Genomic DNA, 26,755 nt, shown 5'->3' with positions numbered 1-26,755 from the left:
GAACTATCAGTTTGCCGCTTGGCCGCTCGAACCAAGTACTCGCTCAGCAAGCTCCACAGAATCTGAGCTGTCCAAGTGGGTGTACCGGCTTAGCTGTGATAGCGTCTTGTGACCGGTAACAGACTGCACGCGCGCGAGATTCTTCTCGGATCGAACCAGCTTGGTTGCCGTCGTGTGACGGGCTGTGTGCAGCACAACCTGGTCGAGCGGATCCTCGCGATCTTGCCAAAGACCAGCACGCTTGCGCGCAGACTTCCACAGCATCTGGATATTCTTGGGGCGCTCAGGGTGGCGCGGGTCGTAGAACACATAGTCCCCGCCGGGTGGCCGTACTTTACTGGCCACCGCCAGCGATGCTTTCACATCACCGACAAGCGGCATAGCGCGAGAGTCGCCGTTTTTGGTGTCGTGCAGCCACGCCACAGATTGCGCCAGATCGACATCCTGCCAGCGAAGATGAAGCACCTCGGACTTGCGCGCAGCCGTAGTAAGACATACGCGCAAGAACAGTCGCATCATCGGCCACGTGGTCGCATCGCAAGCGTCATACAGGCGCTGCTCCTCGTCGGTCGTGAGAATGCGTCGGCGGCCCTTCGATTCCTGCTCTTTGACGACCTGCCCCGCCTTCATGGGGTGATGGCTGATGATGCCGCGTTGGACCGCGAAATTCAAAACGCTGCTCAGCGTCGCCAAGTATCGGTTTACGGTGGCAGGCGTCAGATACCTGTCCGTCTCCCTTGGACCATCTGGGGTGTTAATCCGGGCCTTTTGCGCCAGCAGCTTGGCCTTGCAGGTATTGATGGTGCCTCGCTCAATCTCGCCAGTCTTCAGGGTGCCCAATTCAGCTTTCCAGAAATCTACGTGAGATTCCGCCCAGTAGCGAGTGCCCTTCGTCGGCGGAGACTTTACGAAAGCGTCTAGTAGGTCGCCGAACGTCGGACCAGAGGCTGCGCTCAATGCAGCCAGCGCCGTGCTGCTTTCGTTTTCTCGCAACCAGTTCTTGGCTTCGGTCTTCGTGGCAAAGACCTTCGACTTGCTTGCCTGCTTGCCGTTTACGTTGCGCCGGATGAATGCGCGGTAGGTGGTGATCGTCTTGCCGGTTGCGCTGTTCTTCTTGCTTGTGGTGATGGACCCCATTCGTCCCTCGTCGTGTGTAGTGAATTACGCAGATTTACGCACAATGTGCCGTAAACCCTTGCCAATCCTACTGTCACGAGTGATTTTAAGTCCGCTGTGTCTACCAATTTCACCACCGAGGCCAAGCGCGCATTGTCGCAGAGTCACCCGGCCTCAGGCCGACAGCGCGCCCTCGACGGCAATCGTGGCCACGGTGCGGCGCTCCAGGTACACCCACAGCAGAATCGGCACCATGGCCGGGAACAGCAAATACCCCAGCTGGTACCCCAAGGCGATGACGTTGTTGTCCCAGGCGGTGAAGCGCGTGGTCATGGCCACCGTGTCTCCGGTGGCATGCGTCAGCGTCAGCAGCCAGGTGAAGCAGATGCCCCAGGCCTGAAAAGGCGTGAGGGCGAAGAAGCCCACGGGCAGTTTCCACCACAAGCCCTTGGCCTTGGCGCCCAGGAACAGCGCAAACAACAGCGGCAGGCCGTAGCAGTACGACAGGATGTGGGCTTCGGGCGTGGCCAGCGCCTCTTGGCCCGAGGCGTGCGGCACGACGATGGTGGTCAGCAGCGACTGCACGGTGCCCTCGATCTGGGTGCCCTCGACCCACGAGAACATCGCGCGCATGGCGAAATCGGCCCAGGTGGCGGGCACGCGAACCACGATGTCCCGGGCCCAGTACCACAGGGCCAGCATGGGGATCAGCCAGAACAGCGTGCGCCAGAACAGGCCGCTGATCTCACTACGCCGCCACCACATGACTGCCTCCCGCGTTCTTGTCCTGGTCCTTGCGGGCCTCTTCCTTGCCAACCTGCTTGAGCCAGACCAGCCAGACGACGAGCACGTCCAGCATGATGAGTGCTTGCCAGAGGTACAGGTGGAAGAACTCGAAGACCTTGGGATTCCAGTCCGCCATGTAGTAGAGGGTGATGATGCGCATCAGGTTGACCGCCTGGATGGCGAAGAACCCGAGGACGATGCCCAGCACCTTGAGCTTGATCGAGGATGGATAGGCGATGACGGCGGCGGCCAGCAGCAGCACCGCTTCGACGCCATTGCAGCCAGCCTCGATGGACACGCCATGGCCGGTGATGGCATCGCGCATGACCTTGCCTTCCGAGATGACGTTGCTGTCGAAAAAGCCGGCCAGGCCTGCGCTGATCTTGGCCAACAGCGCCGTCCACGGCACCACCACATGGTCCTGCACAGGCTGCAACAGCTCGATGGTGAACAAGCCCAGGAGCAGGATGACGAACAGGATCAAAAATCGATGCATGGCGCCCACATGAAATCAAGTCCGCGCATCATACAAGGGGCCGACACACTTGCTTGCACGGCGGTTGACAGAATCCGCCCTGGCCCAAGGCATAAAAAAAGCGAGGCATGCGCCTCGCTTTTTTCATGGGCCAGATGCCCTCACATGGAGCGGGAAACGAGGCTCGAACTCGCGACCTCAACCTTGGCAAGGTTGCGCTCTACCAACTGAGCTATTCCCGCAAAACCTGATCAGCCGTTCTTCTGAATTTGGAGGCGCGATCCGGAGTCGAACCGGACTAACCGGATTTGCAATCCGGGGCATAACCGCTTTGCTATCGCGCCCTCTTGCGACCCAACCCTTGCGGGCCAAATCATCAGAAAACTGGAGCGGGAAACGAGGCTCGAACTCGCGACCTCAACCTTGGCAAGGTTGCGCTCTACCAACTGAGCTATTCCCGCGCTGTCTGAAGCTGGCTATTGTAGCGTGTTTTTTTGCTTCGGCGCAAGCGACCCGGCGATTTTTGCAAAAAAGATGGGGCGCCATGCGCCCCATCCCTCGACAAGCCTCAGGGCCTCAATGCTTGCGCGCCTCACGGGTCCGCTTGGGAGCCGGTGCGGGCGGTGTCGGTCCAACCACCGGAGCCCCCACGGCCGGCGCATCATCCACCGCCAGCGGTGTCGGCTGACGCACCAGGGCCACCTCCAGGATCTTGTCGATCCACTTGACCGGGATGATCTCCAGGCCCTGCTTCACGTTGTCCGGGATCTCCTGCAGGTCCTTGACGTTTTCATCGGGAATCATCACGGTCTTGATGCCCCCGCGCAGCGCGGCCAACAGCTTTTCCTTCAGGCCCCCGATGGCGGTCACCTCACCGCGCAGGGTGATCTCCCCCGTCATGGCGACGTCGGCGCGCACGGGAATGCCCGTCAGCGCAGACACCATGGCCGTCGTCATCGCGGCACCGGCACTGGGACCGTCCTTGGGCGTGGCGCCATCGGGCACGTGGATGTGGATGTCGCGCTTCTCGAAGGCTTCGTCGGCAATGCCCAGCACGCGTGCGCGGCTGCGCACCACGGTGCGCGCAGCATCGACCGACTCTTTCATCACATCGCCCAGCATGCCGGTGCGCTGGATGTTGCCCTTGCCCGGCATGGTCGCGGCTTCGATGGTGAGCAGGTCCCCGCCGACCTCCGTCCAGGCCAGACCCACCACCTGCCCGACATGGTTTTCCACGTCGGCACGGCCGTAGTTGAAGCTGCGCACCCCGAGGTAGTCGGCCAGGTTGGCGTCGGACACGACCACCTTGCCCTGCGTCTGCTTGAGCTGCACCGCCTTGACCACCTTGCGGCAGATCTTGGAAAGCTCGCGCTCGAGCGAACGCACGCCGGCTTCGCGGGTGTAGTAGCGCACGATGTCGCGCACGGCCGATTCCTGGACCTCGAGCTCGCCGTCCTTGACGCCGTTGTTGCCCATTTGCTTGGGCAGCAGGTAGCGCAAGGCAATGGCCACCTTCTCGTCTTCGGTGTAGCCCGACAGGCGGATCACCTCCATGCGGTCCAGCAAGGCCGGCGGGATGTTCATGGAATTCGAGGTCGCCACGAACATCACGTCCGACAGGTCGAAATCGACCTCCACGTAGTGGTCACCAAAGGCGTGGTTCTGCTCGGGGTCGAGCACCTCCAACAAGGCCGACGACGGGTCACCGCGGAAATCCATGCCCAGCTTGTCGATCTCGTCGAGCAGGAACAGCGGATTGCGCGTGCTCACCTTGGTCAGGCTCTGCAGCACCTTGCCTGGCATGGCGCCGATGTAGGTCCGGCGGTGGCCACGAATCTCGGCCTCGTCGCGCATGCCGCCCAGCGCCATGCGCACGTACTTCCGGCCCGTCGCCTTGGCGATGGACTGGCCGAGCGAGGTCTTGCCCACGCCCGGTGGGCCCACCAGGCACAAGATGGGCGCCTTGACCTTGTCGACCCGCTGCTGCACCGCGAGGTACTCCAGGATGCGGTCCTTGACCTTCTCCAGGCCGTAGTGATCGGCGTTCAGCACCTCCTCGGCATAGGCCAGGTCGTTGCGCACCTTGGTCTTCTTGCTCCAGGGCAGGTTGGCCAGCACCTCGATGTAGTTGCGCACCACCGTGGCCTCGGCCGACATGGGCGACATCAGCTTGAGCTTTTTCAGCTCGGCATCGGCCTTCTTGCGTGCCTCTTTGGGCATGCGGGCCAGCTTGACCTTTTTCTCCAGCTCTTCGATGTCGGCGCCGTCTTCCCCCTCGCCCAACTCCTTCTGGATGGCCTTGACCTGCTCGTTCAGGTAGAAGTCGCGCTGGTTCTTTTCCATCTGGCGCTTCACGCGGCCACGGATCTTCTTGTCGACGTTGAGGATGTCGACCTCGCGCTCGATCTGCTCGAACAGCGACTCCAGCCGATCCGCCACCTGCGACAGCTCGAGCACCGCCTGCTTGTTCTCCAGCTTCAGGGGCAGGTGCGCGGCGATGGTGTCCGCCAGGCGCGCCGCATCTTCGATGCCGCTGATCGAGCTGAGGATTTCGGCGGGAATCTTGTTGTTCAGCTTCACGTACTGGTCGAACTGCTGCATCACAGCCCGACGCAACGCTTCGGCCTCGGCATCGCTTTGCTGGTCGTCCACCGGGATGGGCGTCACCGTGGCCGTCAGGTGCTCCTCGCCGCCGTTGACCTGCGTCACCGTGGCGCGCTGCAGCCCCTCGACCAGCACCTTCACGGTGCCGTCGGGCAGCTTCAGCAATTGCAGGATCTGGCTCACGCAGCCGACGGCAAACAGGTCGGTGGGCGCAGGCTCGTCCTTGGCCGCCGTTTTTTGGGCGACCAGCATGATGCGGCGGTCGTGCGCCATCGCCGTTTCGAGCGCCTTGATGCTCTTGGCGCGGCCCACGAACAAGGGCATGACCATGTGCGGGAACACGACCACGTCGCGCAAAGGCAGCAACGGCAGGTCGATGGGGGCCGCTGGCAATGGGATATGTTCAGACATGTGGTTTCCAGTGGAACCTGGCCCAAGTCAAACCCGGCCAGATCCTGTTCTCAGATGCGCGCTAGTTGGCGCTGGCCATCCCATATTTCAAGATGCCACACCGATCATGACCAGTATGGCCTGCTGCCCGTTTATGCAGACTTGGCTGCCTCGTGATACATCAACAGAGGCGGTTTACCTTCGTCGATGGTGCCCTGCTCGATCACGACCTTGGCCACATTCTGCGAATTCGGCAGGCTGAACATGGTGTCGATCAAGGCCTGTTCCATGATGGAACGCAGGCCCCGAGCGCCGGTCTTGCGGGCCAGGGCACGGCGGGCGATCGCCTTCAAGGCTTCGGGCCGCACCTCCAGCTCCACGCCTTCCATGGCCAGCAGCTGACCATATTGCTTGGTCAGGGCATTCTTGGGCTCGGTCAGGATCTGCACCAGGGCGTCCTCCGTCAGCTCGGCCAGCGTGGCCACCACGGGCAGACGGCCCACCAGCTCGGGGATGATGCCGAACTTGATCAGGTCTTCCGGTTCCACCTCGCCGAACACCTCGGTCAACGAGCGGTTTTGCTTGCTGTGCACCGCGGCGCCAAAGCCCATGCCCGACGACTCGGTGCGCGCCTCGATGACTTTTTCCAGCCCGGCAAACGCACCCCCGCAGATGAACAGGATGTTCGTGGTGTCGATCTGCAGGAAGTCCTGGTTGGGGTGCTTGCGCCCGCCCTGCGGCGGCACGCTGGCCATGGTGCCTTCGATGAGCTTGAGCAGCGCCTGCTGCACGCCTTCGCCGGACACGTCGCGCGTGATGGACGGGTTGTCGGCCTTGCGCGTGATCTTGTCGATCTCGTCGATGTAGATGATGCCGCGCTGCGCCCGCGCCACGTCGTAGTCGCAAGTCTGCAGCAGCTTGGAGATGATGTTCTCCACGTCCTCGCCCACGTAACCGGCCTCGGTCAGCGTGGTCGCATCGGCCATCACAAAGGGCACGTTGAGCTGGCGCGCCAAAGTCTGCGCGAGCAGCGTCTTGCCCGAGCCGGTCGGGCCGATCAGCAAGATGTTGCTCTTGGACAGCTCCACCTCGCCCTTCTTGGCACCGTCCTTGTGGTTCAGGCGCTTGTAGTGGTTGTAGACCGCCACGGCCAGGGTGCGCTTGGCCTTCTCCTGGCCAATCACGTAGTTGTCCAGGTTGTTCTTGATGTCTGCTGGCGTGGGCAGGGCCAACTGGCCGTCCTTGGCCTCGGCGATGCCGGTCGTGGGCAACTCATCGCGGATGATGTCGTTGCACAAATCGATGCACTCATCGCAGATGAAGACCGACGGCCCGGCGATGAGCTTCTTCACTTCATGCTGACTCTTGCCGCAAAACGAGCAGTACAAGGTTTTTTCAGCAGAGCTGCCTTTCTTATCGGCCATGCGTGTTGGTTTCCCCAGTCAGATAGACCTGCAATGATAACGAAGGCCCCGCCTGCGAATGCCGAGCGGGGCCAGATGCTCACCCTGTCGCCAGGGTTGCCCAGGTGGCCTGGAACGCGACGCGCGCTTCAGCTGCGCTGGGTCACGACCTGGTCCACCAAGCCGTAGTCCTTGGCTTCATCGGCGGTCATGAAATAGTCGCGCTCGGTGTCGTGCACGACCTTCTCGTACGGCTGACCGGTGCGATCGGCCAGGATGCGGTTCATCTGCTCCTTGGTGCGCAGGATGTCGCGCGCATGGATCTCGATGTCCGTGGCCTGCCCGCGGGCGCCGCCCAACACTTGATGGATCATGACCTTGGAGTTCGGCAGCGAGTAGCGCTTGCCCTTGGCACCCGCGGCCAACAGGAAGGCGCCCATGCTGGCGGCAAAGCCCAGGCACATGGTGGACACATCGGGCTTGATGAACTGCATGGTGTCGTAGATCGACATGCCCGCTGTCACCGAGCCGCCCGGCGAGTTGATGTAGAGCGAGATGTCCTTGTCGGGGTTCTCGCTCTCCAGGAACAGCAGCTGGGCCACGACCAGGTTGGCGGTCATGTCGTTGACTTCGCCCACCAGGAAAATCACGCGCTCCTTGAGCAGACGCGAATAGATGTCGAACGAACGCTCGCCGCGGCCCGATTGCTCGATCACCATGGGGATCAGGCCAAGGTTTTGCGTGGGATCTTGCACGTACATGAAACAAAGTCTCCTGGCAAAGCTGCCAAAGGTGAAGAGAAGGCGCATGCAGCCGGGCCCATGCGCGTGGCGCAGATTGTGCCAGCAGCGGCCGCACCCCTCGCCCCAATCGGGGCACAGGCCAGGCACATGGAGGCGCGCCCACCGAATGCAAGGCCGGCGGCGCTGAATCGGCGCCTGCTGGCTCGTGGCATTCGCCACCCGGTCATCGTCAGGCCAGCAAAAGCAAATGGAGTATCCACCGATTGCCGTCATGGAGACAACGGCAATGGGTGGATACTCCATTCACCAGCACCGCCGACGACCCGCCGTTGGCGCGCTCTGCCCGGGCGTCACCCGGGCAACCAGCCTGGCATCAGGCCGATGGCGTGGCCACGCCGGGCTGCTGCATCAGGTCGTCGAAGCTCAGCGCCACGTCGTTCACCTTGGCCTTGCTCAGCACGAACTCGGTCACGTTGTTCTCGAGCACGGCGGCTTCTGCATCGGCCAGGCGGTTCTGGTCGGCGTAGTACCAGCGCACCACTTCCTCGGGGCGCTCGTAGCTGGCGGCCAGCTCTTCGACGTAGGCCTTGAGTTGCTCGGGCGTGGCCGTCAGGTTGTTGGCCTTGACCAGTTCGGCCACGGCCAGACCCAGGCGCACGCGGCGCTCGGCGTTGTCCTGGAACAGCTCGTCGGGCAGCTGCATCTTCTCGACGTCCTTCATGCCGCGCTGGGCGAAGTCGGCGCGCATGCCATCGGCCAGGCGGCGGATTTCCTGCTGCACGCTGGCCTTGGGCAGGTCGAACTCGGCCTTGGTCAGCAGCGCGTCCATGACGGCCTGCTTGTTGCGGGCCAGCACGCGGAACTTGACCTCACGCTCGAGGTTCTTGCGGATGTCGGCGCGCAGGGCCTCCACGGTGCCATCGGCGATGCCCAGCGACTTGGCCAGGGCTTCGTTGACTTCGGGCAGCACGCCTTGTTCGACCTTGTTCACCGTGACCAGGAAGTCAGCCGATTTGCCGGCCACGTCCTTGCCGTGGTAATCGGCCGGGAAGGCCAGCGGGAAGGTCTTGGACTCGCCCACCTTCATGCCACGCACGGCGTCTTCGAACTCCTTGAGCATCTGGCCTTCGCCCACCATGAAGGGGAAGTCTTCGGCCTTGCCGCCTTCAAACGGCTCGCCGTCAATCTTGCCTTCGAAGTTCACGGTCACGCGGTCGCCGTCGACCACGGCCGCATCGGCGGGGCGCTGGGCGAAGGTGCGACGCTGCTTGCGCAGGATGTCCACGGTCTTGTCCACGGCTGCTTCGTCCACAGCGGCGGCCACGCGCTCGATGTCCGCGGTGGACAGGTCGCCGATCGACACTTCGGGGAACACTTCGAACACCGCGTCGAAGGCCAGCTCGCCCTCAGGTGCGCCGTCCTTCTCCGAGATCGTGGGCTGACCGGCCACGCGCAGCTGGGCTTCGTTGGCGGCGTTGAAGAAGGCCTCGCCGACCTTGTCGTTCACCACCTCGTACTGCACCGAGTAGCCGTAACGGTTGGCCACGACGCTCATGGGCACCTTGCCGGGACGGAAGCCGTCCATCTTCACGGTGCGGGCCAGCTTTTTCAGGCGCGCGTCCACTTCATTGCGGATCACGTCCACGGGCAGGGAGAGCGTCATCTTGCGCTCGAGCTTTTCCAGTGTCTCAACAGTCGGTGCGGCCATGTTCATCTCTTGTCCGGTATTCAAAATCTGGTGCGCGGGGGGGGACTCGAACCCCCACACCATTGCTGGCGTCAGGACCTAAACCTGGTGCGTCTACCAATTTCGCCACCCGCGCGGCATCTCAAGCAGCCGGCTCGCCATGCATGCCCACGCGAAGTGAGCGCGCACGTTGACCGTCTGCAGCAATCGGCAGAACCGAACATTCTACCTTGGCCGCGCGCGGCGGCGTGCCCATGTGCAACCGTCAGGCTGCGCGGGGCGCCACGCCGGCCTGGTCACGCGGATCGGAACGCACCCGGAACCAGGCCGCATACATCGCCGGCAAGGCCAGCAGCGTCAGCACCGTGGCGACCAGCAGGCCGCCCATGATGGCCACGGCCATCGGCCCCCAGAAGGTGGACCGAGACAGCGGAATCATGGCCAGCACCGCCGCCGCTGCCGTCAGCGCAATCGGCCGCAGGCGCCGCACAGCGGCCTCGACGATGGCGTCGTGCGCAGTCGCGCCCCGGGCGCGGTCGCTCTCGATCTGGTCGATGAGGATGACCGCGTTGCGCTGGATCATGCCCATGAGGGCGATCACGCCCAACAGCGCGACGAACCCGAACGGCCGGTTCAGCACCAGCAAGGCCGCCGCCACCCCCGCGATGCCCAGCGGGCCCGTGAGGAACACCAACACGGCGCGGTTGAAGCTGTGCAGCTGCAGCATGAGCAGCGTGAACACCGCGAACAGCATGATGGGGATGCCGGTCATGATGGAGGACGAGCCCTTGGCGCTCTCCTCCACGGCGCCCGCCACCTCGATGCGGTACGCCGTGTCACCCGCGCTGTGCCACTGCCCCTGCAGCGCCTTCAAGCGGGGCCACAGCGCATTCGTCACCGTCGCGCCCTGCAGGCCTTCGCGGATGTCCGACTGCACGGTGACGGCGTAGTCGCGGTTCTCGCGCCACATCACGCCCCACTCCCACCCCAGCTGCGGCCGCGCGATCTGCGTCAGCAGCACCGGCTTGCCGCTGGCCGTGCTCACATAGGCGTTGGCCAGATCGGTCATGGCCTGGCGTTCGTCCAGGGGCTGACGCAGCACGATGTCGATCGTGCGGTCGCCCTCGCGGTACTGCCCCACCGTGGTGCCCGACAGCATGCCGTGCGCCATCTGCGACAGGGCCTGCGTCGACACGCCGAGCGCGCGGGCCTTGTCCTGGTCGATCAGCAGGCGGATCGTCTTGACCGACTCGTTCCAGTTGTCGTTCACGCCGATGGCGTCGGGGTTCTCGCGCATGATGCGCGCCACCTCTTCGGCCTTGCGCCGCAGCCGCTCGGGCTCCGGCCCCAGCACGCGGAACTGCACGGGATAGGCCACCGGCGGCCCGTTGGGCAGCAGCTTGACGCGGCCACGCACCTCGGGGAAGTCGCTCGCCAGCACCTCGGGCAGTGCGCGGCGGATGCGCTCGCGCTCCTTCAGGTCGCGGGGCACGATGATGAACTGCGACACGTTGGACTGCGGGAACACCTGGTCCAGCGGCAGGTAAAAGCGCGGTGTGCCCGAGCCCAGCCACTCGGTCACCGTGACCACGCCCGGCTCCTGCAGCATGCGGGCCTCGAACCGCTTGGCCACGGCCTCGTTGGCCGCGAACGACGTGCCTTCGGGCGACCACAGGTCCACCAGGATCTCGGGACGTGACGAATCGGGGAAGAACTGCTGCTGCACCTGCGTCATGCCGAACAGCCCCAGCGCAAACGTCAGCACGGTGGCGCCGATGGTCAGCCAGCGGTGGCGCACGCACCAGTCCACCCAGCGCCTAAAACGGTTGTAGAACGGCGTGTCGAACAGCTCATGCGGCTCGTCTGCGCCATGGCCTGCACCCTGGGCCTCGTCCGGCGCGGCAGCGGCCGCATGCGCAGGCTTCTTCAACAGCCAGGTGCCCAGCAGGGGCACGAAGATCACCGATGCAAACCAGGAGATCACCAAGGCAAGCGATGTCACAGCAAAGATGGCAAAGGTGTACTCCCCCGTGGTGGACTGCGCCAGGCCAATCGGCAGAAAGCCCGCCGCCGTGATCAGCGTGCCCGTCAGCATGGGCATGGCCGTGATCTCGTAGGCGAAGGTGGCGGCACGCAGCTTGTCGTAGCCCTCTTCCAGCTTGCGCACCATCATCTCGACGGCAATGATGGCGTCGTCCACCAGCAGGCCCAGGGCGATGATGAGCGAGCCCAGCGACACCTTGTGCAGGCCGATGCCAAAGAACTTCATGGCCAGGAAGGTGATGGCCAGCACCACCGGGATGGTGATGCCCACCACCAGACCGGGCCGCCAGTCCAGCACGTAGCGGCGCCAGAGCGGCACAGGCCGGCCGTTCTGAGCCGGGCGTTTGTGCAGGCCCAGCGACAGAAAGCTGACCGCCAGCACGATGACCACGGCCTCGATCAGCACCTGGATGAACTCGTTCACCGAATCGGCCACGGCCTTGGGCTGGTCCTGGATCTGGCTCAGCGTCACGCCCGCCGGCAGGTCGTTCTGGATGGCCACCAGGGCCTGGCGCAAGGCCTTGCCCATGCGGATCACATCGCCGCCCTTGGTCATCGCCACGCCCAGGGCAATGACCTCTTCGCCCTGGTGCCGCACCTTGATCTGCGGCGGATCGACGTAGCCCCGCGTCACCGTGGCGATGTCGCCCAGCCGCAGCAGGCGGCCATCGGGCGCCCGAATCGGCATGGCACGCAGGTCCTCTACGGCGTTGAACTGGCCCTCGACACGCACCTGCACCACGTCCAGCGGCGTCTGCACGGTGCCGGCCGACTCCACCGCGTTCTGCTGGTTCATCTGGGCCAGCACGCTGTTCATGTCCAGGCCCAGCTGCGACAGGCGCTTGTGCGAGGCCTCGACGAACACCTTCTGGTCCTGCACACCGAACAGCGACACCTTGGCCACATCGGGCACGCGCAGCAGGCGCTGGCGCACCTCGTCGGCAAAGTCCTGCATCTCGGCCGGCGAATACCCCTGCGCCGAGAGGCCGAACATCACGCCGTAGACGTCGCCGAACTCGTCGTTGAAAAACGGCCCGCGCACCCCTTGCGGCAGCGTGGCCCGCATGTCGCCGATCTTCTTGCGCACCTGGTACCAGGTCTGCGGCACATCGGCCGGGCGCATGGTTTCCTTGAGCTGGAAAATCGTCGTCGATTCGCCGGGCTTGGCAAAGCTGCGGATCTTGTCGGCCCCCGGCACCTCCTGCAGCGTGCGCTCGATCTTGTCGGTGACCTGCTCCGCCACCTGCTCGGCCGTGGCCCCCGGCCAGATGGCCTGCACCACCATGACCCGGAAGGTGAACGGCGGGTCCTCGTCCTGCCCCAGCTGAAAGTACGCCGCCAGGCCCAGCACCAGCAGCGCCACCATCAGGTAGCGCGTCAGCGCCGCGTGCTCCAGCGCCCAGCGCGACAGGTTGAAGGTCTTGGCCGGGACGGCTGCGGCGCCGGTGTCCGGCGCGGCGGGTGCGGCCGGCGTGTGTGCATCGTGCATGGTCACCTCGTGTCCTCAGCGCGCTGCGGCGCCCGGCACCGATGCCGATGCCGATGCCGGCAGGGTCGCAGCACCGGATGCCGCATCGGTAGCCGGATCCCCCGTCGCACCGCCTTGGCGGGACGATGCAGTAGTCGCAGCCGCCGTTTTTCCTTGTTCGGACTTGGGGGTATACACCTTCACTTTTTGGCCATCATTGAGCACATGCACGCCGGCCACCACCACCTGCTCGCCCGGCTGCAGCCCCTGGCCGATGACCACGTCGTTGCCGTCGACCCCCGCGGAGCGGACGTCGCGCGCCTTCACCTGCAGGCTCTGCGGGTCCAGCACCCAGACCTGGGTCTTGCCGTGATGTTCGCGGATCGCGCTGGTGGGCACGCGGATGGCGGCGGGCGCGGCTGCGGCGGCCGCCGCGGCATCCAGGCTGGCGTAGACCGTGCTGCCCAGCGCCGGCGCCTCGCCGGCCGGGGCCGTGAGCGCCACCTTGACGGCGAAGGTGCGCGAGGCCGCATCGGCGCTGGCCGCCACCTCACGCACCACACCGGGCTGGCTGCCGCCACCCGCCCAGCTGCGCACCGTCATCGGCGTGCCCACGCGGAACGCCGGCACCTGGTCCTCGGGCACGGCGAACACCGCGTCGCGCTCGCCATCGCGCGCCAGGCGGATCACCGGCGCCCCTGCGGCCACGACCTGCCCCACCTCGGCCTCCACGCCCGTCACCACGCCGGCGGCATCGGCCACCAGCTGCGTGTAGCCGGCCTGGTTGCTTTGCGAGGCCAGCTGCGCGCGCGCCTGATCCAGCTGCGCCTGGGTGCCCTTGAGCTGCGCCTCGCGCCGGTCCATCTCGGCCGCGCTGATGAAGTTCTTGTCGCGCAAGGCGCGGTAGCGCGCCACATCGGCCTGCGCCAGATCGCGCTGCGTGGTGGCCGCGGCCACCTGCGCACGCGCGGCATCGGCCGCCAGGCGGTAGTCCTGGGCATCGAGCCGCGCCAGCACCTGGCCGGCCTTCACGTGCTCGCCCAGGTTGACGGCGCGCTCGGTGAGCTTGCCGGCCACGCGAAAGCCCAGCCGCGACTCGGTGCGCGCCGCGATCACGCCGGCATAGTCCAGGCTGCGCGTCCCGGTCGTGGCCCCCACGGTCATGACCTTGACGGCGCGCACCACGTCGGGCGGCGCCTCGGCGCGCTGGCAGGCCACCAGCATGGTGGTCAGGGTCAGGGCCGCGGCCACCCCCGTCCAGCGCCAAGCGCGCAGCGGATTGCGAACCAGGGCATGGGGGACCGGCGCGAGAAAAGCGTGCATGAGGGGCATGGCAGAGGCGGTGCCCCGCCGCACGGCAGGCGCACAAAAGTCAGTGCCCGGCATTGTAGGGAGGGCGCTCGCTGGGCCGCCGGCTCGCGCAGCCGCTTTGAGCTGCGGCTAGCCCTGTGCGGCCACAGACCCGCGTCACCGTAAACGCCGGCCTGATTCACCGCGACGGCCCGGGATCAGGTCGCCCAGGATCCGGGCGCCAATGTTGGACGCGCCGCACCTCGACGCGTAGAGAGACTTCCGATGTTCAGCTGGCGCCGGCCCATGGCTCACGACCCGCTGCGTCACCCCGCGGCGGGGTCATGCACTGGGTGGTCCAGGCCCGTGCGCGCTTGCTGCACAGGGCCCTCACCCGCCCCGCCCGCGGCCAGGCCCGCATTCGAGACAATCCAGGTCTTGCCCATCCGCCGCCTCGCGGGCCGACATGACCCAGCACACCCCCATCGCGCACTACGAGAACTTCCCCGTCGCCTCCTGGCTGTGTCCCGCCGCGCTGCGGCCGCACGTCGCAGCCATCTACCACTTCGCTCGCACGGCCGACGACCTGGCCGACGAAGGCCAGGCCTCGGCCGACGAGCGCCTCGCCCAGCTCGCGCGCTACCGCCACGCGCTCGACCGGCTGTATCCCGCCACCCAATCCCCACCTGATGGGGTATGCCACGATTCCCGTTTTTCAAACATCGGCAATGACGCCATACCCCCATCCACCTTCGATTCAACCTGGCCGCACATCTTCGAGCCGCTGCAGCGCAGCGTGGCCGCCGTGGCCTTGCCGCAGCAGCCGCTGGCCGACCTGCTGACGGCCTTCGAGCACGACGTGGCGAACACGCGCGATGCCCGCATTCCCGCCGACCGCGAGGCGCTGCTGGCCTACTGCCGCCACTCCGCCAACCCCGTGGGGCGCCTGTTGCTGCACCTCTACGGCGTGCACGACGCCGCCGCACTGAAGCAAAGCGACGCCATCTGTTCGGCCCTGCAACTCATCAACTTCTGGCAGGACCTGAGCCAGGACATCCCGCGCGGGCGCCACTACATCCCGCACGCCGACCGGCAGCGCTTTGGCCTGACACCGGCCGAGATCGACGCCTGCGTGCCTTCGCCGGCCGTGGGCGCCTTCGTCGCCGATGCCTGCCGCTGGACGCGCGCCCTCATGCAATCGGGTGCGCCGCTGGTCCATTGCCTGCCGGGCCGCGCCGGCTGGGAGTTGCGCGCCGTCGTCCAGGGCGGTCTGCGCATGCTCGACCACGTCCAAGCCCTGGGCCCGCAGGCCATCGCCCAGCGCAAAAAGCTCGGCACACCCGACTGGCTGCGCGTCGCCTGGCGCACGCTGCGGATGTGAAGGGCCGCAGAATGGCTCAGGCCGGACACCCGACACCCTCGCCCGACGGCGTCATCGGCACCCCTCCCCATCGCCCCCAGGAGTCCCCATGCAAGGCTCATGCTTGTGCGGCACCGTGCGCTACGAAGTCGATCGCCTGGCCGGCCCCACCGTGCACTGCCACTGTTGGCGCTGCCGCAAAGCCCATGCAGCCGCCTATGCGTCCACGGCGCGCGCCGACCGGGCCGCCTTTCGCTGGCTGCACAGCGCGGGCTTGGCGACCTTCGAGTCCTCGCCCGGCAAGCTGCGCCACTTCTGCTCACGCTGCGGCTCCCACTTGATGGCGGAGTGGCGCGATCAGGATCAGGTCATCGTGCGCGTGGCCACCCTGGACGACGACCCCGGTCAGCGGCCGGTGGCCCACATCTGGACCGGGCACGACGTCCCATGGCTCGATGGCGAGGGCCTGCCTCGCCATCCGCACATGCCTTGAGCGGGCTCAGGCAGCGCGCTCGGCCACCGAGCGCGCGAAGGCGTCGATGATGCGGCGCAGCGGTGCCTGCTTGAGCTTGAGTGCGGCCTGGTTGACGACCAGGCGCGAGCTGATGTCCATGATCTGCTCGACCTCGATCAGCCGGTTGGCCTTGAGGGTCTTGCCGGTGGACACGAGGTCGACGATGGCGTCGGCCAGGCCCGTCAGGGGCGCAAGCTCCATCGAGCCGTAGAGCTTGATCAGGTCGACGTGCACGCCCTTGTCGGCAAAGAAATCGCGCGCAATCGTCGTGTACTTGGTGGCCACGCGCAGGCGCGAGCCCTGCTTCACCCCCGCGTAGTCGAAGTCTTCGGGCACGGCCACGCTCATGCGGCACTTGGCGATCTGCAGGTCCAGCGGCTGGTACAGGCTGGCACCGCCGTGCTCGATCAGCGTGTCCTTGCCGGTCACGCCCAGGTCGGCGCCGCCGTACTCGACGTAAGTGGGCACGTCGGTCGCGCGCACCAGCACCACCTGCACATCGGGCTGGTTGGTCGGCAGGATGAGCTTGCGCGAGGTTTCGGGGTCTTCGGTCACCTCGATGCCGGCTGCGGCCAGCAGCGGCAGGGTTTCGTCAAAGATGCGGCCTTTGGAGAGGGCAAGCGTGATCACAATGGGTCTCTCTGTCTTGAGCAGTATGGTCTGGTTACCGTTTTTTCTTCAACGGAAACCCCTGCATACTGGGTAAGGTGAATGAAGTTTGCGAAAAGGTGTCTGGCCTGGTGTCGTCCACGGTGGCGTTCACGTCCAGCCCAGGCGCTGCACGACCCGGCCCTGTTCGCGCGAGACGTACAGGCTGATCTGGTCTTCGCCCCGTTCGACGTAGTGGTAACCGACCAGGCTGCCGACCTTCTGCCAGCCCGGACCGAGCGCACAGGCCTGCGGCGTGCGCAGCAGGTGGCCGTGCGGCTCGCGCGCGTGCGACGCGTGGCCCTGCAGGTAAGCGCCGCCTTGAAGAAACCGTCCCGTGAGGCGGTAGGCGTCACGCGTCAGCCAGTGGTTGACCAGCCGCTGCATGTAGCTCAGGCGCTCATCCGCGGGCTGCTGCGCCCAGTGCTGCAGGGCTTCCCACGGGCCGGGTTGCTGCGCCAGCATGCCCGCCAAGGCCGCGGCATCCACCCGGTGGCCTTGGTAGAACGCCTGCGCCTCGGCATGCCACTCGGGCAGCGGCTGCAGGCGCTTGAGCCTGCGCAGGTCACCGCGAAAGCGGTAGCGCTCGCCGTCCCAGTCGAACTGCACGTGGTCAACACCCAACTCGGGCTCCAGCCAGTCGTGTTCGGCCACGCCCGCCTCGAGCGTGGACACGGCATGCACACGCCCCGCGCCCAGGCCCAGCGACGCGACATCGAGGCTGAGCAGCGGGACGAACACGCAGGCCATCAGCGGCGTGGGCGCGTGAAAAACCTCGTCCAGCGCGGGAAACAGCGTGAACCGCGGCGGCAACCAACCGGCAGCCTGCCGCAGCGCCTCGCCCCAGCGGGGGCGCACGCTGAGCCAGACGGCGCAGTCGCAGTCAACCTCGCCGCTTTCACCGTCGTCGTCGGCATCGCCCTCGACCGAACGCGCCTGCAGCCACGCTTGCAGGCGCGGCCAGTCCACGCCCTGGGTGTGTGCCCAGGCCTGGCCGATGCGCCAGTCGTGGTCGCACCCCTGCTCCAGCACGGCGTCCAGGTGGTCGAACAGGTCCAGCACTTGCGCAGGCGGGCACGGCAGCGTGCTCAGTGCGTCGGCGCGCGCCGCTTCGTCGGCAGCTGCCTGGGCCGCGGCGGCCTGCGCGGCCAGGGCATTGCGGCGTTCGCGGTCCGTCATGCGGCACCCCACGCCTGCACGTCCGCAGGCTGAACGCAGAACCCGCCGGGCACGTTCACCCACCGCACCCAGCAACCCGCCTGCGCGCACAGCGCCGCGTCGTCGGTGCGGGGTGCGGTGCGCATGTCAGCGCACGCGCTCGATGTCGGCACCCAGGGCGCGCAGCTTTTCTTCCATCTGGTCGTAGCCGCGATCGAGGTGGTAGATGCGGTCGACCAGGGTCTCGCCATCGGCCACCAGGCCCGCGATGACCAGGCTGGCCGAGGCGCGCAGGTCGGTGGCCATGACGGTGGCGCCCGACAGGCGCTGCACGCCCTCGATCAGGGCCGTGCGGCCATCGGTCTGGATGCGGGCCCCGAGGCGCAACAGCTCGTTCACGTGCATGAAGCGGTTCTCGAAGATGGTCTCCGTCACCTGGCTGGGGCCTTCCGAGATGCAGTTCAGCGCCATGAATTGCGCCTGCATGTCGGTGGGAAAGCCCGGGTACTCGGTGGTGCGGAAGCTCTGCGCCTTCAGGCGGCCCTGGCTCTGGATGCGGATGTGGTCGGGCTGCACGTCGATCTGGGCGCCGGCATCGCTGAGCTTGTCGAGCACGGCCTGCAGGTGCTCGCCCACCGCATGCTGCAGCCGGGCTTCGCCACCGGCCGCGGCCACGGCGCACAGGAAGGTGCCGGCCTCGATGCGGTCGGCCACCACCTGGTGCTCGCAGCCGTGCAGGCGCTCCACGCCCTGGATGGTGATGCGGCTGGTGCCATGGCCCTGGATCTTGGCGCCCATCTTGATGAGCATCTCGGCCAGGTCGGGGATCTCGGGCTCCATGGCGGCATTTTCCAGCACGGTCTCGCCCTCGGCCAGGCAGGCGGCCATCAGGAAGTTCTCGGTGCCGGTCACGGTGACCATGTCGGTGGTGATGCGGGCGCCCTTGAGGCGCGTGCGGCCTTCGGGCAGGCGCGCCAGCATGTAGCCGTGCTCCACGTCGATGATCGCGCCCATGGCCTGCAGGCCCTTGATGTGCTGATCGACCGGGCGCGAACCGATGGCGCAGCCGCCGGGCAGCGACACCTTGGCGTGGCCGAAGCGCGCCAGCAGCGGCCCCAGCGCCAGGACCGAGGCGCGCATGGTCTTGACCAGCTCGTACGGGGCCTCGGGCTTGAGGTCGTCGGGCGCCTGGAACGACATGCCGCCGCGGTCGCCGTGCGTGCTGGTCTGCACGCCCATGTTGTCCAGCAGCTTGCGCATGGTGGCCACGTCGTGCAGGCGCGGCACGTTGGTCAGGTGCACGGGGTCTGCGGTGAGCAGGGCTGCGCACATCTCGGGCAGGGCGGCGTTCTTGGCGCCCGAGATGATGACGTCGCCGCGCAAGGGCCGGCCGCCGCGAATCAGAAGTTTGTCCATGAAAAAACCTGGAGGGGAAAAAGGCCGTGGGGAAGGTGGCCGTGAGCCGTGAGGGCCGCGCACCGGATGAAGCACCTGCCGGGCCAGCCGGGTCCGGCATTGCCCGTTCAGGCCTTGGCCGGCCCCTGCGGTCCGTCCTGGTCAGCCGCCATCACATCAAGGGGTATGGCGCGATGCCCGATGAGCAGTCAACGGAAATCGCCTCATACCCCCACAGGATCAAGCCTGCTGTGCGGCCCACTCACCCGGGGTCAGGGTCTTCATCGACAGGGCGTGCACCTCGTCGGTGGCCATTTTCTCACCCAGCGTGGCGTACACGCGCTGGTGGCGCGCGATGGGGCGCTTGCCTTCGAACTCGGCCGAGACGATGGTCGCGAACCAGTGGCGGCCGTCGCCCTCGACGTGGAGGTGTTCGCACGGCAGACCGGCGCGGATGATGGATTCAAGCTCTTGGGCGTTCATGGGCACAACACAGGAAAAGTCGGGGGGCGCGCAGCACTCAGCCGCGGATGCGGTAGCCGATGCGCAACAGGTGCACGGCGATCGCGCCGGTCACGGCCGTGGCCACACCCACCACCGCCAAGCTGGTCCAGGGCGACACATCGCTGACGCCGAAGAAGCCGTAGCGGAAGCCGTCGATCATGTAGAAAAAGGGATTCAGGTGGCTGACGCCCTGCCAGAAAGCCGGCAGCGAATGCACCGAATAGAACACGCCCGACAGGAAGGTCATGGGCATGATGAGGAAGTTCTGGAAAGCGGCCATCTGGTCGAACTTTTCGGCCCACAGGCCAGCGATCACGCCCAGGATGCCCATCAGCCCGCTGCCCAGCACCGCGAACAGCAGCACCCACCCGGGCGCCACCATGCCGGGCTGGCCAAACCAGGCCGTCACCGCCAGCACCCCCACGCCCACGGCCAGACCGCGCACGATGGACGAGCCGACGAAGGCCCAGAACCAGGCCCAGTGCGACAGCGGCGTCAGCAGGATGAAGACCAGCGAGCCCATGATCTTGCTCTGCACCAGGCTGGACGAGCTGTTCGCGAACGCGTTCTGCAGCATGCTCATCATCACCAGCCCGGGCACCAGGAAGGCCTGGTAGCCCACGCCCGGGTAGACCTCGACCGTGCCCTTGAGCACGTGGCCAAAGATGAGCATGTACAGCAGCGCCGTCAGCACGGGCGCCGCGATGGTCTGGAAGCCGACCTTCCAAAAGCGCAGCACTTCTTTGTAGAAGAGCGCGCGCCAACCGGTCATCATCATGGTGTACCACCTTGCTTGCGTTCATCACCGAACGCGGAACCGGGCATACTGGCCGCACTGCCAGACATGACCTGCAGGAACACGTCTTCCAGGTCGGCCTTGCGGATCTCCACATCCTCGGGACGCAGGCCCGCCTGGCGCGTTTGCGCCAGCACCAGCTCGATCTCTTCGGCACTGCTGGCCGCGATCTGCACGATGCGGCCGGTGACGCGCGCGCGTTGCGCCAGCGACGGCGGCAGGGCGCCATCGAGCTTGAAGCGCAGCACGTTGCTCGAGGCCTCGTGCAGCAGCTCGGAGGTGCTGGCCAGCGCCACGATCTGCCCGCGCTTGAGCATGGCCAGGCGCGTGCACAGCGCCTCGGCCTCTTCGAGGTAGTGCGTGGTCAGCAGCACCGTGTGGCCCTGCTGGTTGAGCTTGGCGATGAACTGCCACAAGGTCTGGCGCAGCTCGACGTCCACACCGGCCGTGGGTTCGTCCAGCACGATGACCGGCGGTTTGTGCACCAGCGCCAGGCCCACCAGCACACGGCGCTTCATGCCGCCCGAGAGCTGGCGCATGTTGTTGTTCGCCTTGTCGGCCAGGCCGAGGTTGTCCAGCAGCTCGTCGATCCAGTCGTCGTTGTTCGCGATGCCGAAGTAGCCGGACTGAAAGCGCAGGGCCTCGCGCACGCTGAAGAAGGGGTCGAAGACCAGCTCTTGCGGCACCACGCCCAGGTGGCGGCGCGCGTTGCCGTAGTCGGCCTGCACGTCGTGCCCATGCACCAGCACGCGGCCGCCGCTGGCGCGGTTCAACCCCGCCAGGATGGAGATGAGCGTGGTCTTGCCGGCGCCGTTGGGGCCCAGCAGGCCAAAAAATTCGCCTTGTGCGATGTCGAAGCTCACCGCATCCAGCGCCTTGAAGTCACGCCGCTCACCGCCTTGTTTGACGGAATACAGCTTGCTGACCGACTGGAAAGAAATGGCAGAGGTCATGGGTTGTTCGCGTTGGGACGGCTGTGCTTCGCCTGGCACGGGTCTGCGCCCGGCGCCGGTGACGCACGGATTTGCACATGCCGTCCTGCACCCCAGCCAGAGCGCCAGGGCAACCGGTCATTGTAGTCGTCGGCCCCGCCGCCCTGCCCCGTTCACCGCCGCGCCATCCTCTGCGCGGCTGCACTGCGGGTCATCGCCCCGGGAACACCGGAACGCGACGCCACTGAGCGGCGCGGCACAACGCGAGATGACCGGCAGCCGCGGCCGAGCCATGCAAAGACCCGAACTGACTGGCAGACGCCGCAGCGGTGTGGATGAACAGCGGATGCTGACCATGCGCGCCGTGTTGGTCAGCCGGACAGAAGGCCGACCCCTTTGTTGGCAACCGCAGGCAGCGAGGGGAGAACACAGCGCAGGATGGCGCCATTTTGCGGGCTTTCATCTGGAGTATGTCCAACTCCCCGATGATTTTTTGTAAGCACCAAGGCCATACCCAACCAGATCAACGACCGGATTCAGGTTCAGGCCAGCGTCGCGGCATCCTGAGGCGCCGGTGCATCGCCAGAGACCGGCGCGAACAGGTCGAGCACGCCATAGACCCGCGCCAGGGTGGACAGCCGCTCGGGGCAGGCCTGCAGCGTCAGCGTTTTTTGATCGTGCAGGCAGGCGCGGCGCAGCTCCAGCAACACGGCCAAGGCCGACGAGTCGAACTGCGTGAGCGCGCCGCAGTCGACCACGACCTCGGGCGGCTCCTGCCGCATGGCCTGGGTCAACATGGCCAGACAGGCCGTGGCCTGTTCGTGCTTGAGCATCTGCGGCAGGACCAGCATGGCAGTTGGGGTGACGACGCGCTGGCTCAGCGCGCGGCGTTGGCCTGGTTGCGGTCCTGCAGCTGCTTGATCAGGCCGTCCACGCCGCCGGCGTTGATGGCTTGCGCAAACTGGTTGCGGTAGCTTTCGACCATCCAGACGCCCATGATGTTGACGTCGTAGACCTGCCAACCCTGGCCTTTGCCGGGGGTTTTCTCCAGGCGGTAGTCCAGCTGGATGGGATCGCCCTTGCCGCGCACCAGGCTGCGCACCAGCACCTCGTTGCCGGTGGCGTTGCGCAGGGGCAGCACCTCGACGGTCTCGTTGCTGACCGACTTCAGCGCGCCCGCGTAGGTGCGCACCAGCAGGGTCTTGAATTCGGTCTGCAGCTGTTGCTGTTGCTGCGGCGTGGCCTTGCGCCAGCCCGGACCCGTGGCCGAGGCCGTCATGCGCTTGAAGTTGACGTTGGGCAGCACGATGCGGTCGACGGCGGCCATGACGGGTGCGAACTGGCCCGACTTGATGGCGGGGTCGTTGCGGATTGTGTCGAGCACCTGGTTGGTGACCTTCTCGATGAAGGTGTTGGGCGCTTCATCGGCCCAGCTCACGCCCGGCAGCGCGAGGGCAGCGCCCAGCATCACCGTGGGCACTGCACGAATCAAGGTACGACGAAACATGGCTTGAAATCCTCCGAAATCTCTCAGAATGGCCGCATCGGTGCGGCAAGGCTCAGACGGCCGGCCACGCGACAAAGTTCACGTAACGCTTTGCAAACGCTGGCAAAAACCGTCAGGGCGCCGACGTGTCGCCCTCGGGCAAGTCGTAGCGCTCGCCGCTGTCGGGCGGATAGCCATCGTAGATGTCGCTGTTGCGCTTTTGCAGGTAAAAATCCCGCTTGAACGTGTAGGGGTCCAGCGCAGCGTCGTTGATCAGGTCGCCGGCATCGAGGAAGCGCGAGCGCGTGTCGACGAGGAACAGGGCCGTGCCGGAATTGCGCCAGCGCACGTCGTGCACGTAACGCCAGGGGTTGCCCTTGGAGTCCACCGGCAAGGCGGCGGTATCGCGCACGGTGGAGCTGCCCAGCAGCGGCAGCACCAGGTATGGGCCCGACGGCACGCCCCAGACCGCCAGGGTCTGGCCGAAATCCTCGCGGTGACGCGGGATGCCGGCCTCGGTGGCCACGTCGAACAGGCCACCGATGCCGATGAAGCTGTTCACCATGACCCGCCCCATGGAATCGCCGAAGTGCTCGCCCTTGCCCTGCAAGGCGTTGTTGACCATGGACCAGGCATCGCCCAGGTTGGCAAAGAAGTTGCCCACGCCGGTGCGGATGAACGATGGCACCACCGCCTTGTAGCCCGTGGCCACGGGCTTGAGCACCGCGTCGTCGACCGCGTCGTTGAACCGGGTCATGCCCCGGTTGTAGGACTCGAACGGGTCGCGCGGATCGGGCGTGCTGTGGGGCGGCACGCTGGCACAACCCGCGGCCAGGCTCAGGGCACCGGCAGCCAGCAAGGCCGAGAGGGCACGCACGTGGGGGGCGTGTGAGGGCTTGTCGTTCATGGTTTGGTGCCAGTGCCGGTCTTGTTGTCACCGCGCTCGGCGGCTTGGCTGTAGAGGAACTGGCTGATGAGGTTTTCCAGCACCACGGCAGATTGCGTGGAGGTCACATTATCGCCGCCCTTGAGCATGGTCTCGCCATACCCGGGCGAGACGCCGATGTACTGCTCGCCCAGCAAACCGCTCGTCAGGATCTGCAGCGAGCTGTCGGACGGGAACCGAAAGCGCTGCTCCAGGTCCAGCGTGATCTTGGCCTGGTAGTTGTCGTCGTCGAAGCCGATGCTGGCCACGCGACCCACCACCACCCCCGCGCTCTTGACCGCTGCCTTGGGCTTGAGGCCGCCGATGTTGTCGAAGTTGGCCGTCACGCGGTAGGTCTGGTTGAAATTCAGGCTCAGCAGGTTGGCCGATTGCAGGGCCAGGAACACCAGCGCCAGCGCGCCGATGATCACGAACAGCCCCACCCAGATGTCATTTTTGGAACGCGACATGTGACTCTCCCTTGGCTCAGACGCTGAACATCCAGGCGGTGAGCAAAAAATCCAGGCCCAGCACGGCCAGCGAGGCCATGACCACGGTGCGGGTGGTGGCGCGGGCCACCCCTTCGGCCGTCGGCTTGGCCAGGTAGCCCTGCAACAGGGCCACGAAACTGACGGTGACGCCGAACGCCAGGCTCTTGAGCACCCCGTTGCCCAGGTCGTCGATCACGCTGATCCCGCCCTGCATCTGGCTCCAGAACGCGCCCGGATCGACGCCGATCATGGGCACGCTGACGATCCAGCCCCCCAGGATGCCGACGGCGTTGAACACGGCCGTGAGCAGCGGCAGCACGATCACACCGGCCCAGAAACGCGGCGCGATGATGCGCCGCACCGGGTCCACGGCCATCATCTCCATGGCGCTGAATTGCTCGCCCGATTTCATCAGGCCGATCTCGGCCGTCAGCGAGGTGCCGGCCCGGCCGGCAAACAGCAGCGCCGTGACCACCGGCCCCAGCTCGCGCAGCAGGCTCAGGGCCACCATCAGACCCACCGCCTCGGCCGAGCCGTAGCGCTGCAAGATGTTGTAGCCCTGCAGGCCCAGCACGAAGCCGACGAACAGGCCGGACACGGCGATGATGACCAGCGAGTAATTGCCCAGGAAATGGATTTGGTCGCGCACCAGGCCAAAGCGCCGCATGCTGGGGCCGAACAAACCCAGCAGGCGCAGGAAAAAGCGCGTGCCATAGCCCACGTTGGCCACCAGGCTGCGCGTGGCGAACCCCAGGTCGGATGGGTGCCACCACCTCATGGCGTCACCCCGAAATCCTGCTCGATGCTGGGGCCGGGGTACTCGAAGCGCACCGGCCCGTCGGCGCGGGCGTGCACAAACTGCTGCACCAGTGGATCGGTGCTGGCGCGCACCTCGTCCGGCGTGCCTTGCGCGGCGATGCCGCCATTCGCCAGGATGATCACGTGATCGGCGATGCGGAAGGTTTCATCCACGTCGTGCGACACCAGCACGCTGGTCAGGCCCAGCGAATCGTTGAGCTGGCGGATCAGCTGGGCCGAAATGCCGAGCGAAATCGGGTCCAGACCCGCGAACGGCTCGTCGTACATCACCAGCTCCGGATCGAGCGCAATGGCCCGCGCCAGCGCCACGCGGCGGGCCATGCCCCCCGAGATCTGCGCCGGCATCAGGTCGCGGGCGCCGCGCAGCCCCACCGCACCGAGCTTCATCAGGACGATGTCGCGCACCAGCGGCTCGGACAGCTGCAGGTGCTCGCGCAGCGGGAAGGCCACGTTGTCGAACACCGTCATGTCGGTGAACAGCGCGCCGAACTGGAACAGCATGCCCATGCGGCGGCGCATGGCGTAGAGCTGGGCTTCCCCCATCTGCCCCACGTCCTGGCCATCGAAGCGCACCTCGCCCGCCTGCGCCCTGTGCTGGCCCCCGATCAGGCGCAGCACCGTGGTCTTGCCGCCGCCGGACGCGCCCATCAGGGCCGTGACTTGGCCCCGCGCGATGCGCACGTTCAGCGACTGGAGCACCGGGCGCTCGTCGTAGCCGAAGGTGACATCCGACAGAACAACCAGATCGTGCGGATCGGAAGGCATGGGTGGGGGTGAGGCCAAAAGCGGTAAACCGGGCATGATAGACGCTCGGCCCGCGGATGCCGACATCTCCCGGATTACCCGGTTGACGTGGCGGTGCTCTTGCCTCATCGGGCGTTCTGTGCGCAAACCGGCCAACTGCGACCATGGCAGCGGCATGCCCTGGGGGAAGCCGGCAAGCGGTCATTCGCCCCGCACTCCTCGGTTCACCTGATTTTTGATGGGTATATGCCAGCTCCCGTTTTTAAGACAACGGGGACAGCACCATACCCTCATGTATCAGCCCACATCCTCAGCAGGTTGTGGTATTGATTGGTCAACGCCAGGGTTTCGGCGCAGCTGCCCAGTTTGCGCAACAGGCTCTGGTTGGTCTGGTCCAGCTCGAACAGCATCGCGCGCCGGGCGTCGTCGCGCACCAGGCTTTGCACCCAGAAAAACGAGGCCAGCCGCACCCCCCGGGTCACCGGCAGCACCTGGTGCAGGCTGCTCGCCGGGTAGAGCACCAGGTCGCCTGCCGGCAGCTTGACCTCGTGCGTGCCGTAGGTGTCGACCACCACCAGCTCGCCGCCTTCATAGGTGTCCGGATCGCTGAGGAACAGGGTGCACGACAGGTCGGCGCGCAGCATCAGGCCAGCAGCCTGGCGGATGGCGCCGTCCACGTGCAAGCCATAGGTCTCGCCCCCTGCGTACCGGTTGAACAGCGGCGGCAGCACGTGGCGGGGCAAGGCGGCCGAGACGAACAGCGGCTGCTGCCGCACGGCCTGCTCGACCGCGCGCGCCAGCGCCTCGCCCTGGGGCGAGTCGGCCGGCACCTGGTGGTTGCGCTTGACGGTGGCCCCCAGTGCGCCCACGGTGGCCAGGCCGTCGGCCCAGGGCGCCTGCGCCAGCTGCTCGCGCACGGCCTGCAGGGCAACGGTGCCGAGCACCTGGGGGATGTGCAACAGCATGTCGCCCTTTCCG

Annotated in this window: 24 protein-coding genes and 4 tRNA genes; 2 read left to right on the top strand and 26 right to left on the bottom strand. The window is 66.2% G+C overall.

Features of this window, described 5'->3' with window-relative positions; all coding sequences use genetic code 11:
- Positions 1–6: 6 nt before the first annotated feature.
- The 13 genes from CCO03_RS03740 to CCO03_RS03680 all read right to left on the bottom strand — a co-directional run bounded on the left by CCO03_RS03740 (position 7) and on the right by CCO03_RS03680 (position 14,038).
- The gene (locus CCO03_RS03740; protein WP_087277437.1) at positions 7–1,137 is read right to left on the bottom strand and encodes a tyrosine-type recombinase/integrase; all 1,131 of its coding nucleotides are present in this window, start codon (positions 1,135–1,137) and stop codon (positions 7–9) included.
- Between the two features lie 153 nt (positions 1,138–1,290).
- A complete protein-coding gene (locus CCO03_RS03735) occupies positions 1,291–1,881 on the bottom strand; it encodes an exosortase H-associated membrane protein (protein WP_087277434.1) in 591 nt (196 codons plus the stop codon).
- Positions 1,865–2,398: an exosortase H gene (gene xrtH, locus CCO03_RS03730; protein ID WP_087284118.1), complete on the bottom strand. Its 534-nt coding sequence runs from the start codon at positions 2,396–2,398 to the stop codon at positions 1,865–1,867. The genes CCO03_RS03735 and xrtH overlap by 17 nt, the downstream gene beginning before the upstream one ends.
- Before the next feature lie 145 nt (positions 2,399–2,543).
- A tRNA-Gly gene (locus CCO03_RS03725) sits at positions 2,544–2,619 on the bottom strand.
- Positions 2,620–2,647: 28 nt separating this feature from the next.
- Positions 2,648–2,721, bottom strand: a tRNA-Cys gene (locus tag CCO03_RS03720).
- Between the two features lie 41 nt (positions 2,722–2,762).
- Positions 2,763–2,838: transfer RNA gene (locus CCO03_RS03715), tRNA-Gly, on the bottom strand.
- Between the two features lie 115 nt (positions 2,839–2,953).
- On the bottom strand, positions 2,954–5,392 hold the full coding sequence (lon, locus tag CCO03_RS03710; RefSeq protein ID WP_087277431.1) for an endopeptidase La: 2,439 nt from the start codon (positions 5,390–5,392) through the stop codon (positions 2,954–2,956).
- Positions 5,393–5,523: 131 nt separating this feature from the next.
- Positions 5,524–6,795 carry an ATP-dependent Clp protease ATP-binding subunit ClpX gene (clpX, locus tag CCO03_RS03705; protein ID WP_087277428.1) on the bottom strand — a complete coding sequence of 424 codons (1,272 nt, stop codon included), beginning with the start codon at positions 6,793–6,795 and terminating at the stop codon, positions 5,524–5,526.
- Positions 6,796–6,923: 128 nt separating this feature from the next.
- Complete coding sequence (clpP, locus tag CCO03_RS03700; RefSeq protein ID WP_087277425.1) at positions 6,924–7,535, bottom strand: ATP-dependent Clp endopeptidase proteolytic subunit ClpP; 612 nt, start codon at positions 7,533–7,535, stop codon at positions 6,924–6,926.
- A 355-nt stretch (positions 7,536–7,890) separates the two neighbouring features.
- Positions 7,891–9,225 carry a trigger factor gene (tig, locus tag CCO03_RS03695; protein WP_087284115.1) on the bottom strand — a complete coding sequence of 445 codons (1,335 nt, stop codon included), beginning with the start codon at positions 9,223–9,225 and terminating at the stop codon, positions 7,891–7,893.
- Positions 9,226–9,253: 28 nt separating this feature from the next.
- A tRNA-Leu gene (locus CCO03_RS03690) sits at positions 9,254–9,340 on the bottom strand.
- A gap of 129 nt (positions 9,341–9,469) precedes the next feature.
- Positions 9,470–12,736: an efflux RND transporter permease subunit gene (locus CCO03_RS03685; RefSeq protein WP_087284111.1), complete on the bottom strand. Its 3,267-nt coding sequence runs from the start codon at positions 12,734–12,736 to the stop codon at positions 9,470–9,472.
- A 15-nt stretch (positions 12,737–12,751) separates the two neighbouring features.
- On the bottom strand, positions 12,752–14,038 hold the full coding sequence (locus CCO03_RS03680; RefSeq protein ID WP_087277422.1) for an efflux RND transporter periplasmic adaptor subunit: 1,287 nt from the start codon (positions 14,036–14,038) through the stop codon (positions 12,752–12,754).
- A 433-nt stretch (positions 14,039–14,471) separates the two neighbouring features.
- On the opposite strand from CCO03_RS03680, the gene hpnC reads away from it, so the two are divergent.
- Positions 14,472–15,386, top strand: a complete 915-nt coding sequence (hpnC, locus tag CCO03_RS03675) for a squalene synthase HpnC (RefSeq protein WP_087277419.1) — start codon at positions 14,472–14,474, stop codon at positions 15,384–15,386.
- A gap of 88 nt (positions 15,387–15,474) precedes the next feature.
- Positions 15,475–15,858: a GFA family protein gene (locus CCO03_RS03670; RefSeq protein ID WP_087277416.1), complete on the top strand. Its 384-nt coding sequence runs from the start codon at positions 15,475–15,477 to the stop codon at positions 15,856–15,858.
- Between the two features lie 6 nt (positions 15,859–15,864).
- Here the strand turns inward: CCO03_RS03670 and hisG are convergent, their stop codons facing one another.
- The 13 genes from hisG to CCO03_RS03605 all read right to left on the bottom strand — a co-directional run bounded on the left by hisG (position 15,865) and on the right by CCO03_RS03605 (position 26,742).
- Positions 15,865–16,509, bottom strand: a complete 645-nt coding sequence (gene hisG / locus CCO03_RS03665) for an ATP phosphoribosyltransferase (protein ID WP_087277412.1) — start codon at positions 16,507–16,509, stop codon at positions 15,865–15,867.
- Positions 16,510–16,638: 129 nt separating this feature from the next.
- A complete protein-coding gene (locus tag CCO03_RS03660; protein ID WP_087277409.1) occupies positions 16,639–17,706 on the bottom strand; it encodes a DUF2695 domain-containing protein in 1,068 nt (355 codons plus the stop codon).
- 126 nt (positions 17,707–17,832) lie between these two features.
- Positions 17,833–19,101, bottom strand: coding sequence for a UDP-N-acetylglucosamine 1-carboxyvinyltransferase (murA, locus tag CCO03_RS03655; protein WP_087277406.1), 1,269 nt, complete (start codon positions 19,099–19,101; stop codon positions 17,833–17,835).
- A 219-nt stretch (positions 19,102–19,320) separates the two neighbouring features.
- The gene (locus tag CCO03_RS03650; RefSeq protein WP_087277403.1) at positions 19,321–19,563 is read right to left on the bottom strand and encodes a BolA family protein; all 243 of its coding nucleotides are present in this window, start codon (positions 19,561–19,563) and stop codon (positions 19,321–19,323) included.
- Positions 19,564–19,600: 37 nt separating this feature from the next.
- Positions 19,601–20,356, bottom strand: coding sequence for an ABC transporter permease (locus CCO03_RS03645; protein WP_087277400.1), 756 nt, complete (start codon positions 20,354–20,356; stop codon positions 19,601–19,603).
- 2 nt (positions 20,357–20,358) lie between these two features.
- Entirely contained in the window at positions 20,359–21,333 is a 975-nt protein-coding gene (locus CCO03_RS03640) for an ABC transporter ATP-binding protein (protein ID WP_087277397.1), read from the bottom strand.
- Positions 21,334–21,854: 521 nt separating this feature from the next.
- Complete coding sequence (locus CCO03_RS03635; protein WP_087277394.1) at positions 21,855–22,163, bottom strand: STAS domain-containing protein; 309 nt, start codon at positions 22,161–22,163, stop codon at positions 21,855–21,857.
- Between the two features lie 26 nt (positions 22,164–22,189).
- Complete coding sequence (locus CCO03_RS03630; protein ID WP_087277391.1) at positions 22,190–22,819, bottom strand: MlaC/ttg2D family ABC transporter substrate-binding protein; 630 nt, start codon at positions 22,817–22,819, stop codon at positions 22,190–22,192.
- 112 nt (positions 22,820–22,931) lie between these two features.
- Positions 22,932–23,705, bottom strand: a complete 774-nt coding sequence (locus tag CCO03_RS03625; protein WP_087277388.1) for an MlaA family lipoprotein — start codon at positions 23,703–23,705, stop codon at positions 22,932–22,934.
- Complete coding sequence (gene mlaD, locus CCO03_RS03620) at positions 23,702–24,193, bottom strand: outer membrane lipid asymmetry maintenance protein MlaD (protein WP_087277385.1); 492 nt, start codon at positions 24,191–24,193, stop codon at positions 23,702–23,704. The genes CCO03_RS03625 and mlaD overlap by 4 nt, the downstream gene beginning before the upstream one ends.
- 16 nt (positions 24,194–24,209) lie before the next feature.
- The gene (gene mlaE / locus CCO03_RS03615) at positions 24,210–24,992 is read right to left on the bottom strand and encodes a lipid asymmetry maintenance ABC transporter permease subunit MlaE (RefSeq protein WP_087277382.1); all 783 of its coding nucleotides are present in this window, start codon (positions 24,990–24,992) and stop codon (positions 24,210–24,212) included.
- Positions 24,989–25,798, bottom strand: a complete 810-nt coding sequence (locus tag CCO03_RS03610; RefSeq protein ID WP_236904022.1) for an ABC transporter ATP-binding protein — start codon at positions 25,796–25,798, stop codon at positions 24,989–24,991. Before CCO03_RS03610 ends, mlaE begins: the two co-directional genes overlap by 4 nt.
- A gap of 269 nt (positions 25,799–26,067) precedes the next feature.
- On the bottom strand, positions 26,068–26,742 hold the full coding sequence (locus tag CCO03_RS03605) for a Fe2+-dependent dioxygenase (protein WP_087277375.1): 675 nt from the start codon (positions 26,740–26,742) through the stop codon (positions 26,068–26,070).
- Positions 26,743–26,755: the final 13 nt, after the last annotated feature.

It is taken from the genome of Comamonas serinivorans (assembly GCF_002158865.1).
In the GTDB taxonomy this organism is placed as follows: Bacteria; Pseudomonadota; Gammaproteobacteria; order Burkholderiales; family Burkholderiaceae_C; genus Comamonas_E; species Comamonas_E serinivorans.
The sequence above is the reverse complement of the archived record's forward strand: the minus strand, read 5'-3'. Positions and strand labels throughout refer to the sequence as shown.